Genomic DNA, 11,856 nt, shown 5'->3' with positions numbered 1-11,856 from the left:
ATGATATATGTCAGTTTTTACCTGTGGCTGGCTGAGCGCTCTATTCGGGTGACTAATAAAGCGTATGCTGGTAGGCTTGATTTTGGTTATGAAAGCCGGTTTACTATAAAAAGTACCTGAATTAAAAAAGTAAGCAAGGCTTAATTTAAAGCGAATATCCTGTTCTTGTGTGCTTACTAATTTTAGCAACTGACCTTACGTATGTATCAAAAGCAGCAATCCACTAAAAACTTTTCCAAACTGGCTTACTTCTCGCTAGCTGAACCTTATTAATAGTTGAATTTTCAGTAGATAAAGGTGTTTAACTGTTGTTTTATCTTTCACTATTCAAAATTTGAAGCAGAAATTACAAGTAAGGAAAGAAGTAATCCAATTAAATCTTACCTGTAATTCAGAAATACCAGGATCACGAAAAGTATTTTTTAATGGAGAACTTTTACCCACTATTCGATGAAACGATAGCTGCAGCGCACACACCTGGTTTCCATAAGCAGGCGAGAATGACGGCTATCGAAAGTTATCCTATTTTTGATGCACCAGAGGAACAGCAATTAAATGATATCACCAAACTGGCTGCCCTTATTTGCGATACACCTGCCGCGCTTATCAATTTGCTTGATGACACCGGGCAGTGGCTTAAGCCTAAATACGGGTTACGTATTCCTCAAACCGAGAAAAGTATTTCCTTTTGCCAGTATACCATTGAGCAGCGTAGTAGTTATGAAGTAAAGGATACCTGGCTTGATGACAAATTTGCCCATCATTCTGCCATTCGTTTTTATTGTGGCGTACCCTTACTTGCTCCTGAAGGATATCCGATTGGCTGTTTATGCGTAATTGATTTTAAGCCTAAAGAACTTACCATCCAACAGAAACTAGCTTTGGAGACTCTGGGCAAAAATGCTACCACATTCTTTGAGCTTCAGCGGCAGAAAAAGCGCTTAGAAGAAGAGAAAAAACATGCCCTAAACAGTGAAAAGAAATACCGTGATCTGGTAGAAAATAACCAGGGGTTTATATGTACGCATGATCTGCAAGGCCGCATATTATCTGTGAACCCGGCTGTCTGTAAACTATTAAAATATTCTGACGAAGAACTTGTAGGGAAGAATGTACGCGATTTGCTTGCTCCCAAAGCGGTAGGTTGCTATGATGAATATATCAACAAAGTAAGCCAGGTTGAGGCAAGTTCAGGTATTATGCACTTGTTGGGAAAAGATGGGGAAGAATATTTCTGGGAATACCGGACTTTCCGGTTCGAGGAGGAAGGATGTGAACCGTATATTATAGGTTCGGCAATGGACATTACAGAGCGGCATCAGGCAAAACAATTCTTACTAAAAGCAAAGCAAGAGTTAGAAAACAGGGTAAAAGAGAGAACGGCTCAGCTGGAGCAATCTAACAGAAATCTGCTCGAAATTAATCAAGAGTTAGATACATTTATCTACCGCGCCTCCCATGATCTAAGAGGGCCTCTGGCTTCTTTTTTAGGTTTGTGCGACATCGCCTTAATGGAATTTACTGATGATAAAGTGCGAACATACTTCCAGATGATTTCAGCAAAGGCAGCCCAGGCAAACCGGGTCTTGACTAATCTTATGGAAGTAAGTAACATCAAAAGTAACTACCCGGAAAAGACTTCTATTAACCTGAATACGCTCCTGAAAGAAACAGCTTCAGAATTAGATTTTCTGCAAGAAACTGATAAAGCCGTAGATATACGATTGGAATGTGAGCAAGATATTCATGTGTACGCTGATCATTTTTCACTAAAAATTATCTGTAAGCACATTCTGGAAAATGCCTTGCAGTATAAAAAGAACAATATTTCAAACCCTTACATAAATATCTGGTTTGCTGAGAGTCAGCAGAAAGATCTGGTAATTGTTTTTGAGGATAATGGGGTAGGCATTCCTGAACAGTTACAAGAAAAAGTATTTGACATGTTCTGCAGAGGAGACGAGCGTTCTAAAGGGTCAGGACTTGGATTATATTTAGTAAAAAAAGCAATCGATAAAATAGGTGGTACCGTACGCTTATACAGTGCCTTAGGTGAAGGCACCCGCTTAGAAGTAGTATTGCCTAATCAACAAAAATTATAATACGTTTTATGGAAAATCAATACACCATTGGTCATTTTTTAGAAGCAATTGCCAGTACGAATTTACTCTTGAAAGAACAAATCAGTAAAATACAATCAGATATTCTTTCCTTTGATGAATTTATTGTAGAACACCAACAATCAAAAAGAGATCTATCTTTATTGAAAGGATTTGCTACTGATATTCATAGTGCTGAGTAGTATCCTTAGCATCCTTACGCGTGGTGGTTGGGGGCAGAGAACTGCTTTTTACTTTAACAGAGTAAAACCTTTGTATCCCGATAACACTAATAGCCCACATAGTGATAAACATTCCCATATACATGGTAACATTGCCATCCGAAGCTTTGGATGTGAAGGCAAGATCAATGGTAGCATGAAAAATACTTACAATAAGAATACTACCACCGGACGAATTATAAAACCAGGATAATAAAAAACTTCCTGTCAGTAAGCTAAGTCCCCAGCCAAAAATGCCGGCTATATCCATGCTAACATAGCCTGGCCGGTAAAGAAACAAAGGAATGTGCCACCCCGCCCATATACCCGTCAGAATAACAGTGGCCCACCATGAATTATAGTTGGCTTGTAGCCGAGGCAAGGCAAATCCACACCAGCCAGTCTCTTCTCCGAATCCGAAAGTAAACAGGTTATAAAGCACAAATACGCCAAAAGACATATAAGGAAACTCACGGGAGGTAAACAGATCTCTCCACTGGATGAACTCTCCTTCCTGCATGTATACAAGGCAAGCTGCGCCTAACAGCATAACAAATGGACTAACTCATACAAGTATATGCCATTTTACGGGCACATTCCACTTAACTACTCTGGAAGCTAACTCTTTAGTTGCTTCCTTTCCATGGAAGTGGTAGGTTACAATAAACGCCGCTGCAATGGGACCTATGGCTCCTAATGCATGATGGTAAGGAAGCACAGGGAGAACAGATATACCAAAGTAAGGCAAATACAATAGTAACCATACCAGCCAGGAAAGGAGGTAGGCCAACAGTGTAAAATATACTAAGCTATGCTTCTGCATGATGCCGTCGTTTTGAGTTGAACAAGAAAGCAAAAAGCCGTAGTATAACTTCTGCCTTTTGCTTATTACATATATATTAAGTCATTATTCTTTTTGAGTTTAATTACTTTCAGGCTATTGAGCAGCAGGATGACCGGATACGTTGGATCAAATTCATGCCACTTAATGCCAAAATTTGCCCTGCCTCCAAATTTATGATGGTTGTTATGGTAGCTTTCGCCCATCATTAAAAAGTCGAATGGCAACAGGTTTTTGGCTGTATCGCCAACTTTGTAATTTACATAGCCAAACTTATGAGCAAACCAATTAATAATGGCCCCATGCACAGGCCCCATAAAGAAATGTATAGGCAGTAATAAAAACATCCACCACTCGGTAGCAAACTGAATATAGAAAAGAGATTACAAAACGCCCCAGCCTACCCGAACTGCCCAAGTATCACCCAGGCGTTCCATAAATTGCCAGTTGGGTATATTCTTATAAAACTTCTTATCAAATTTAGCTTTGTCTTTTAAGATATCATTGTAAATACTTTTGGTCTTCCACATCATATCGAACAGGTTGTCGGAGTAACGCGGAGAGTGGGGATCATTTTCCGTATCAGCATAGGCATGGTGCAGGCGGTGCATAATGCCATACGCCCGCGGACTTAAAAAGGAAGAACCCTGGAAGATGAACGTAAGAATGTAGAATATTTTTTCCCAGGTTTTATTCATGGTAAACATTTGATGTGCTGCATAGCGGTGTAGAAAGAAAGTTTGCGCAAACAACGACAGGTACCAATGAGCCAGGAAAAAGGCAAGTATAATCATAAAGGTTTGTAGATTAAGAAAAGAATAAATTATCAGGTGAAAATGGATGCTTAATAAATGGCAGACGAGGTATACAAATTGCTAATTTCCCCACCACACTGATTCCTCTGTAGCCTGTGTTCTTAAGCTGCCTAAAGATTTATTTTTTGAGCCCTTTTTTAGGCGCTGTATCTTCTTCCGTCTTTTCTTCAAACAACATGCGTACAGAAGGGGAAAACGTATCTTCATACTGTCCGCTTTTCATAGCCCAAATAAAAGCTCCCAGAAAACTTCCAGCTACAAGCATGCTTAATGTGACTAAAACTAAAATAACAGACATGGGAATAATAGTTACTAATGAATGACAAATGAATTTTGAAATAGTTTTTCAAGTAGTGGTTGTATCTGCATGTTAACAGGATAATACCTTTCTTACAACTTTCTCCACTGGGCAAATAAACTACTCATACCTACCGCAAATGCTACTACGGACATAGAACTAAGCGGCATAAACAAGGCAGCAAACACCGGCGACAACTGACCGGCTGCAGCCAACCCTACACCAATGAAATTATAGACCAGGGAAAGCAGAAAACTTGCTTTTACAATATTTACACTGGTCCGGCTGAACCGGATAAAATTATCCAGCCGGTTGAAATTGCGGGCATCCACCAGTACATCGCAAGCCGGGAAGAAAGCATGTACATCTTCGGTAAGCACCATGCCCACATCACTTTGCTTTAGTGCTCCTGCATCATTTAAACCATCGCCTATCATAAGTACATGGTCGCCCTGAGTTTGCAGTTTCTGGATGTATTGCAACTTGTCAGCCGGGCTTTGCTCAAAATGCAAATTCTTTCTTTGTTCAAACACAGGCAGCAGTACAGGCAAATCCACCACATGGTCGCCAGAAAGCAACGAGAGCTTAAGCCTTGATTTAAGTTTATTCAATACATCAGCAAAGCCAGTGCGGTACTGGTTTTGTAATTCGAAATATCCTTTATAGGCATAGTTTATAGACACATACACTCTGGAGGTTGCTTTAACAGTATCAGGGGTCTCTTCTATGCCAACATAGTTTCCGGAACCTATACGTACATACGTATCCTGTACTATCCCTTCTATGCCTGCGCCAGTGGTTTCATAATAATTTCTTACAGGGACAGAGGGTGTCTTTCCTAAATACCTATTGATTTTGCGGCTTAGCGGATGAGTAGATTGACTTGCAACAGCTTTAATCAACTGTTTTTCTTCTGCAGTCAGCGGGTTGCCAATAAACGTAATGCTGGCTTTATTATCATGAGTAAGGGTGCCGGTTTTGTCGAATACCACATGCGTGATAGTAGCCAGATGCTGAATAACCCCGGGATTTTTTACATAAACTCCATTTTTGCCAAAAATACGCATGGTATTCTCCATAGTAAAAGGCATAGATAGTGTTAAGGCACAAGGGCAAGCCACAATCAATACCGCCGTAAACGCATTCCATATAACCGACTGGTCAGTAAAATACCAGAAGGTTGCTGCCAGCAGAGCTATGGATATAGTTATATAAGTGAAATACTTACTAAAGTTAGAGGCTAGTTTTGTAACAGGTGTAATCTTTTCCTTGGCAAAAGTCTCGTTGTTCCATAACTGGGTAAGATAACTCTGCGAGACAGGCTTTTGTACAGTAAGTTCTATCTGTGTTCCTATTTGCCTGCCACCGGCGTAAATATATTCTCCTGCTTTTTTTTCTACTGGTTGCGACTCGCCAGTAACAAAACTATAATCTATCCATGCCTGGCCACTCAGCAATAAACTATCTGCTGGAATCAGCTCCTGGTTGCGGATTAAGATTTTGTCGCCGGGTTGCAATTGGGATACTGGCATACTTTCTTCTTTGCCATCTTTTACTACGGCTGCTGCCAGTGGAAAATATGATTTGTAGTTCCGTTCAAAGGATAGATTTTCGTAGGTTTTATGCTGCAACCATTTACCGATCAACAGAAAAAATACCAGTCCACAAAGGCTATCCCAATAGCCAGGTCCGGTAGCTGTAAAAGTTTCATAGGCACTTCTGATAAACAGTGCTGAAACACCTATAGAAATCGGTACATCCAGGTTAATTACTTTTTCTTTAAGCGATTTATAAGCAGATATAAAATAACCGGAAGCACCATAAAAAATCACAGGCAATGTAAGCAGGACATTGAGCCAGGTAAAATAGTGTTTTAGCTCCCCCTCCATTACATAATCCAGGCCGAAGTATTCTGGGAAACTCAGCAGCATAACATTGCCGGTACAAAAGCCAACTATGCCAATTTTTAAGAAAATGCCATTATTCGCTTTTCGTTGTGCTTTATGGCTATATTCCTCCAGGCTTATCTGAGGTGCATAGCCCAGAGTTGCCAGCAATTCTACCAGTTGCTGCAAGCTGATGATTGTTGGGTCGAAACCAAGGGCGAGTTCTTTCTTCATAAAATTCACTCGCGACATGGTAATTCCTTCCCGTAGTTTGTATAGATTTTCCAGCAGCCATATGCAGGAACTACAATGAATAGCCGGAATATGTAATGTTATTTTGCAAAGATTTTCACTGGCATAGTCCAACAGCGGCTTTGCTATTTCCTGATTGTTTAAGAAGGCATAACGGGTACCAAAACTCTTTCCCTTCAGGCTAATGCCTGGATTTTTGTCCAGATCATAGTATGAACACATGCCGTTTTGCGACAATATCTCGTACACCGTTTTACATCCCTCGCAGCAGAAAAATTTATCAGTATCCTGATGAATATGGGTATCCGGACAGGTATCTCCACAGTGCTGGCATTTTATATCTTCGGCAATCAGTGCTTCCATGGTGAATAATTTGAAATGTGATGATTTGAAAAATGGGAAAAGGATTAACTGTTGGTTTGAAACTTCCTCATCCCAAATTTTCAAATTGGTTAATTTCTTCCGTCTGTTTCCCGGCTTGCAAATGCTTTCCGTACAGCCAGCAGCATCTTGCGTTCTTTGGCCCAGAAAAATTTAAACTGCCCGAATAACGTACCGTAAACAAGTAGCAACAGCTGGTAAGTAGGAAATAAAAAGAGAATGTATACAACTGTTTTTAGCCAGAAGGCTGTATAGCCATCAAACCCGATGAGCGAAAAAAAGGATTTGCGCAACAGAACAGCTGTGCTTCCGGCCAAGCTGAATACAATAAAAATTAATAATACCTGTAGGGCAGATTCAACACCCCATTTCATTTTCAGGCGTTGAAGAAAAGTAGGTTTACTGGTTGATATAGACATAGGAACTTTTGTATTTCAGCTGTAAAAATGGGCTTTACTAGCTTTTTTTCTCATGACTGCCATCAGACAAAAAAATGATATTGGTCAGTTTTGAAGACTTATAAAAAGCAAACAGACCCATGACTTGAGCCCTACTGCACAAGTTATGGGTCTGTTTACGAAAATGAATATACTTAAATTGCCTTGCTGAATAGCTGCTTGGTTTGATTTGCCTTTTTTCGGTGCAGTACATCAAACACCATACAGATATTCCGGACAAACGTTTTACCGAGTGGCGTCACCCACAACCCTTCTTCTGTAAGCCTAAGTAACCCTTCTTTCTTCATTGCGGCTAGTTCTGCCCGGGCTTCAGGCTCCAGCGAATACCAGAAGCCGGGTGTCCAGTTTACTTCGCCTTTGCAAATAATCTGTAATATTAGTTGCTTGATTACGGAATCTTGTTTGGTAAGTAAATGCCCTTTTAATATGGGTAACTCTCCGGAAAATACTGCTTGCTGGTATTCTTCTACTTTTTTAACATTCTGTAAATAGGCATTCCCGGCATCACTAATCGCAGAAGTACCCAAGCCGATAAGTAGGTCTGTAGCACAGGTAGTATACCCCATAAAGTTGCGGTGTAGAGTTTTGTGCTGCATGGCTTTATACAGAGCATCCGTTGGTAGAGCAAAATGGTCCATGCCAATATCAGTATACCCTAGCTGGGTAAATTTTTCTAAACCTAATTCATATAAAGCTCTTTTTTCTGCATCTACTGGTAAATCTTTTTCATCATACCCTCTCTGGCCGGGCTTAAGCCAGGGCACATGAGCATAACTATAAAAAGCAATCCGGTCTGGTTTTAGCTGAGCTACATATTCCAGCGTACGGGCTATGCTTTCCTGGGTCTGGAAAGGCAGGCCATATACCAGGTCGAAGTTAACAGATTCATAACCAATTTTACGTGCTTCCTGGGTAGCTCTTTCCACATTTGCATAAGGTTGTATCCGGTTGATGGCTTTTTGTACTTTCTCATCAAAATCCTGAATACCATAACTTACTCTGCGAAAACCCAGGTCATATAAGGTTTGTAAATGAGCAGCGGTGGTGTTATTGGGATGTCCTTCAAAACTAAACTCATGTTCCGGATGAATGTCGGCCTTATCAAATAAGCCATTTAGCAAAAATGCCAGGTTTTCAGGACTAAAGAAAGTAGGCGTACCACCCCCCAGATGCAACTCCCGGATAATAGGCCAGCTGCCCAGCTGGTCAACATATAATTGCCATTCTGCCAGGATAGCTTTTATGTATTTGGGCTCTACCTGATGGTTTCTGGTAATACGCGTATTGCATCCACAATAGGTACATAAGCTTTCGCAGAAAGGCAGATGAACATATAAACTAATTCCTTTGGTTGTGTTCGTAGCATCGAAAGTACGTTTTACCGCCTTGAACCAGTCCCGTTCAGTAGGCTTTTGATCATTCCAATAAGGTACCGTAGGGTAGCTGGTATACCGTGGAGCAGGTACATTGTATTTTTGAATTAATTCTTCCTGTAGCAACATATGCGTTTAATGGCAACAATGGGTGAACAGTTGCAAAGGTAGGCCGCCAGATAGCTACAAAGGATGATATTTATAATAGAAAACAGTGATCCATATCAATACGGCTACTTTCTGTCTTCTTCCTGCAAACTTTTGTTGATATTGATAGCAGCTTTGGTTCCTTCCGCTGCGGCTACTACTACTTGTTGCAAATCATGGTCTACGTCACCAGCCGCATACACTCCTTTAACTGAGGTTTGCTGTTGTCCATCCGTTTTAACCATGCCTTTGCCAGAAAAGCTGCATCCTAATTGTTTAGATAGGTCGGATTGTTGAATAAAACTTAAGTTGAAGAAAATAGCTTTGCATGGTATAGAGATTCCATCACTAAAGTGAATGGCTTCCAGTTTGGGTACTGTGCCTTCCAGCCTGGCTATTCTTTCACATTTTATCTTTACTTCATTCCGCTCCAGCCGATCCATATCTTCTAGCTGAAGCTTATTTTTTCCATCTGTTACTAAAGTTACATCAGCACTCCAGGTTTTCAGCGATAGAGCTAATCCTACCGCTACCCGGCCTTTGCCATACGCTACTAGTGGCTGATGCCGTACCTGCCAGCCATCACAGTAAGGGCAATGATGTACACTTTTTCCATAATATTTTTCAATGTCCCGTACTTCTGGTAAAAAATCTTTGACACCAGTGGCGATCAGAAAACGGCGGCTTGTGTAGCGGTTGCCATCTTCCGTTTCTATTTCAAAATAGGTAGTTGTTTTTCGGGCGGTTGTTATCCTTACCGGAAGGAAATCCACATCATAGGGCTTTAATTGTTCCCGGCCAAGGCGGATGAGTTCGTGAGGAGGTGTGCCATCTCTGGTAAAAAATCCCCAGGAAGCATTTGAACTGGCATTGCGGTATTCTCCAACATCACAGATAAGTACTTTTCGTAAACACCTTCCCAGCACCAGAGCCGCACTTAATCCGGCAGGGCCGCCACCGGCAATTATCACATCATACAGGTTGTTCATAGATCCAATTTGGCAATGTTCTTAGTACGTAAAATATCACGTAAGGATTATAAAACAGACTATCTACTAAACAAGTACTTAATAAGTATATTTTACTGATTTGTTTTGAAAATAATGAAAATGAATAATAGCAGGAGTTGGCAGTATTTAAATTTTTTACAAACTAATGTCTAACCTATGCTTTGTAATTACGTTACCATAAATGAAATTTTGCTTTGCAAAGACAATACTATATGCCCTTTATTAGGTAGCAGGCAGGATAATACTGCTTTTGAGAAAATAGTATGGACTTGTATTAGTTTTTCTACTTGTTAAACAAGTTCATATATAAATATTTATAATTGATAGTACAAACACCTTAAAACCCATGGAACAACGATTAAAAAACAAAGTAGCCATTGTTACAGGTGGCGGTGCCGGAATAGGAGAAGCCATCTGCAAAAAATTTGCTTTAAATGGAGCAAAAGTAGTAGTATGTGGCTTTCCAGATGACCCAGTTGAGGCAGTAGCTCAGGAAATAGCTGCTAAAGGTGGAACAGCTATTGCCTATAAAGGCGATATTTCGATGGCCGAACATGCCAGAATGTGTGTAGAAACAGCTATAGAAACCTGGGGTAAACTGGATATTCTTATTAATAATGCTGGTGTATTTCCGGTTATGGAAACCATTGATAGTTACCCAACAGAAGCATTCCAATATCTGGTAAAAAACAATATCCAGAGCACCTTCATGATGACAAAGTTTGCCATTCCACACCTGCAAAAAACAAAAGGCAACATTGTTTCTGCCGGTTCTGAATCAGGCCTCTTGGGCATTGCTGAAAATGCTCCGTATGGAGGAACCAAAGGATTTATTCACGCTTTTATAAAAGGGGTAGCTGTAGAGCAAGCACAATATGGCGTACGCGCTAATGTAGTTTGCCCAGGTGCTATAGACACTGCCTGGACTCATAAAGAAACAGGGCCCATGTCTACAAAAACGGAAAAAATGGTAGTAGAAGCAACTCCTATGGGCAGAAGAGGTACGCCTGAAGAAGTAGCCAATGTATACTTGTTTCTGGCATCCGATGAAGCTTCGTATGTTACCGGTTCACTTTACTCGGTAGATGGAGGGGTAACAATTAATAAAGGTGCAACTGGGTCTATGGCTGACGATTCTATGAAATCAGAACCTGCAGGTGAACTTAACCTGAAGCATTCTATGGAAGGCGATACTGCTAAGAACCGGTTCGCTAATACTTATGGATATACGCCATCTAGTGAAAACAACAGCAATGCTATTACGGAAGCTTTGCATGCTAATGGCGGCCAGTTGAAAAATAGTGTTTCAAAAGCATTAGTGGGATTATCGGCAGGCTTGGCTGTGGCCGGTATGGTCTGGAATCTCACCCGGAAAGGCCGGTCGAATGAAGAAGAATTTGGCCACGTAGATGAAGATGTTGCAAGTTCATCTGGTCAGTCCGGACAGGAAAATAAATCTGCGGCCCCCAGCAATGCTTCATCTGGATGGGAGAAAAAGATGGATGAAAATCCAGCAAACAACCCAGCAAATAATAGTTTAAATAATAGTGGCGGTAGTAAAGGAGGTAGCGGATTTACCAATGAAGGAGCCACCGGAAACGCTGATTAAAAAACAACTTTCAACTATATAACTGACAATTAGTTTATTAATGCATATAGCCAAATATTTTATCTGGCTTATTAAATAGGTTATTTAAATTTTAAGGAGGTAATTATGAGAAAAGATAATAAAGATAGCAAAGTGGTAATAGGTAAGAATGCGAATGGTACATATGTACCACCTAAAGGTAAACCATCCGGGGAAGGTACTAGCAAAGCAGGCTTAAAATCAGTAAACGATCTGGAAAATCTGGATGAACATTATGAAATTGCCGATAAGTACACCGAAGGTCCGGATACACCTGCCGCCAATGTGAAAATAATGCATCCTAACCGGGTACCTAATACCCCTGACCAGGATGATGATACCAATCCAAGAAATAATGACCGGCCCAGGAATCCAAGAAAACGTAGGGCCTAGTTTAATTAATTACTTTTTTAATCAAAACAAAACAGCTTATGCATTTGGCATAAGC

General features: G+C 40.5%; 11 protein-coding genes and 1 pseudogene. 4 read left to right on the top strand and 8 right to left on the bottom strand.

Annotated elements, in window-relative coordinates; translation table 11 throughout:
- The first annotated feature begins 425 nt into the window (after positions 1 to 425).
- Complete coding sequence (locus Q0590_RS04045; protein ID WP_302036194.1) at positions 426 to 2,102, top strand: sensor histidine kinase; 1,677 nt, start codon at positions 426 to 428, stop codon at positions 2,100 to 2,102.
- Between the two features lie 8 nt (positions 2,103 to 2,110).
- A complete protein-coding gene (locus Q0590_RS04040; RefSeq protein WP_302036193.1) occupies positions 2,111 to 2,302 on the top strand; it encodes a hypothetical protein in 192 nt (63 codons plus the stop codon).
- Here the strand turns inward: Q0590_RS04040 and Q0590_RS04035 are convergent.
- From Q0590_RS04035 to Q0590_RS04000, 8 genes and pseudogenes are all read right to left on the bottom strand, one after another.
- Positions 2,277 to 2,870 (bottom strand): CPBP family intramembrane glutamic endopeptidase, encoded by a 594-nt coding sequence (locus Q0590_RS04035; RefSeq protein WP_302036192.1) that lies wholly within the window; start codon positions 2,868 to 2,870, stop codon positions 2,277 to 2,279. The two genes, Q0590_RS04040 and Q0590_RS04035, sit on opposite strands and share 26 nt — an antisense overlap.
- Positions 2,871 to 2,885: 15 nt before the next feature.
- Positions 2,886 to 3,143, bottom strand: coding sequence for a hypothetical protein (locus Q0590_RS04030; protein WP_302036191.1), 258 nt, complete (start codon positions 3,141 to 3,143; stop codon positions 2,886 to 2,888).
- 65 nt (positions 3,144 to 3,208) lie between these two features.
- Positions 3,209 to 3,955 (bottom strand): annotated as a pseudogene (locus Q0590_RS04025) (acyl-CoA desaturase).
- Between the two features lie 139 nt (positions 3,956 to 4,094).
- Positions 4,095 to 4,274, bottom strand: a complete 180-nt coding sequence (ccoS, locus tag Q0590_RS04020; RefSeq protein ID WP_302036190.1) for a cbb3-type cytochrome oxidase assembly protein CcoS — start codon at positions 4,272 to 4,274, stop codon at positions 4,095 to 4,097.
- 92 nt (positions 4,275 to 4,366) lie between these two features.
- The gene (locus Q0590_RS04015; protein ID WP_302036189.1) at positions 4,367 to 6,775 is read right to left on the bottom strand and encodes a heavy metal translocating P-type ATPase; all 2,409 of its coding nucleotides are present in this window, start codon (positions 6,773 to 6,775) and stop codon (positions 4,367 to 4,369) included.
- 89 nt (positions 6,776 to 6,864) lie between these two features.
- On the bottom strand, positions 6,865 to 7,212 hold the full coding sequence (locus Q0590_RS04010; protein ID WP_302036188.1) for a DUF6787 family protein: 348 nt from the start codon (positions 7,210 to 7,212) through the stop codon (positions 6,865 to 6,867).
- A gap of 173 nt (positions 7,213 to 7,385) precedes the next feature.
- A complete protein-coding gene (hemN, locus tag Q0590_RS04005; protein WP_302036187.1) occupies positions 7,386 to 8,753 on the bottom strand; it encodes an oxygen-independent coproporphyrinogen III oxidase in 1,368 nt (455 codons plus the stop codon).
- A 104-nt stretch (positions 8,754 to 8,857) separates the two neighbouring features.
- Positions 8,858 to 9,760 (bottom strand): NAD(P)/FAD-dependent oxidoreductase, encoded by a 903-nt coding sequence (locus Q0590_RS04000; RefSeq protein ID WP_302036186.1) that lies wholly within the window; start codon positions 9,758 to 9,760, stop codon positions 8,858 to 8,860.
- A gap of 367 nt (positions 9,761 to 10,127) precedes the next feature.
- Here Q0590_RS04000 and Q0590_RS03995 point away from each other — a divergent pair, with 367 nt between their 5' ends.
- A complete protein-coding gene (locus Q0590_RS03995) occupies positions 10,128 to 11,390 on the top strand; it encodes an SDR family NAD(P)-dependent oxidoreductase (RefSeq protein ID WP_302036185.1) in 1,263 nt (420 codons plus the stop codon).
- A gap of 105 nt (positions 11,391 to 11,495) precedes the next feature.
- Entirely contained in the window at positions 11,496 to 11,801 is a 306-nt protein-coding gene (locus tag Q0590_RS03990; RefSeq protein ID WP_302036184.1) for a hypothetical protein, read from the top strand.
- The last annotated feature ends 55 nt before the right edge of the window (positions 11,802 to 11,856 follow it).

This window comes from Rhodocytophaga aerolata (assembly GCF_030503435.1).
In the GTDB taxonomy this organism is placed as follows: domain Bacteria; phylum Bacteroidota; class Bacteroidia; order Cytophagales; family 172606-1; genus Rhodocytophaga; species Rhodocytophaga aerolata.
Note: the sequence above shows the minus strand (reverse complement) of the source record. Positions and strands in the feature narration are given on the sequence as shown.

Coding starts and splice junctions, on each gene's coding strand:
- Q0590_RS04030 (WP_302036191.1), bottom strand. CDS start 3,143: ATGCAGAAGCATAGCTTAGTATATTTTACACTGTTGGCCTACCTCCTT.
- Q0590_RS04015 (WP_302036189.1), bottom strand. CDS start 6,775: ATGGAAGCACTGATTGCCGAAGATATAAAATGCCAGCACTGTGGAGAT.
- ccoS (WP_302036190.1), bottom strand. CDS start 4,274: ATGTCTGTTATTTTAGTTTTAGTCACATTAAGCATGCTTGTAGCTGGA.
- Q0590_RS03990 (WP_302036184.1), top strand. CDS start 11,496: ATGAGAAAAGATAATAAAGATAGCAAAGTGGTAATAGGTAAGAATGCG.
- Q0590_RS04035 (WP_302036192.1), bottom strand. CDS start 2,870: ATGCTGTTAGGCGCAGCTTGCCTTGTATACATGCAGGAAGGAGAGTTC.
- Q0590_RS04045 (WP_302036194.1), top strand. CDS start 426: ATGGAGAACTTTTACCCACTATTCGATGAAACGATAGCTGCAGCGCAC.
- Q0590_RS04040 (WP_302036193.1), top strand. CDS start 2,111: ATGGAAAATCAATACACCATTGGTCATTTTTTAGAAGCAATTGCCAGT.
- Q0590_RS03995 (WP_302036185.1), top strand. CDS start 10,128: ATGGAACAACGATTAAAAAACAAAGTAGCCATTGTTACAGGTGGCGGT.
- Q0590_RS04000 (WP_302036186.1), bottom strand. CDS start 9,760: ATGAACAACCTGTATGATGTGATAATTGCCGGTGGCGGCCCTGCCGGA.
- hemN (WP_302036187.1), bottom strand. CDS start 8,753: ATGTTGCTACAGGAAGAATTAATTCAAAAATACAATGTACCTGCTCCA.
- Q0590_RS04010 (WP_302036188.1), bottom strand. CDS start 7,212: ATGTCTATATCAACCAGTAAACCTACTTTTCTTCAACGCCTGAAAATG.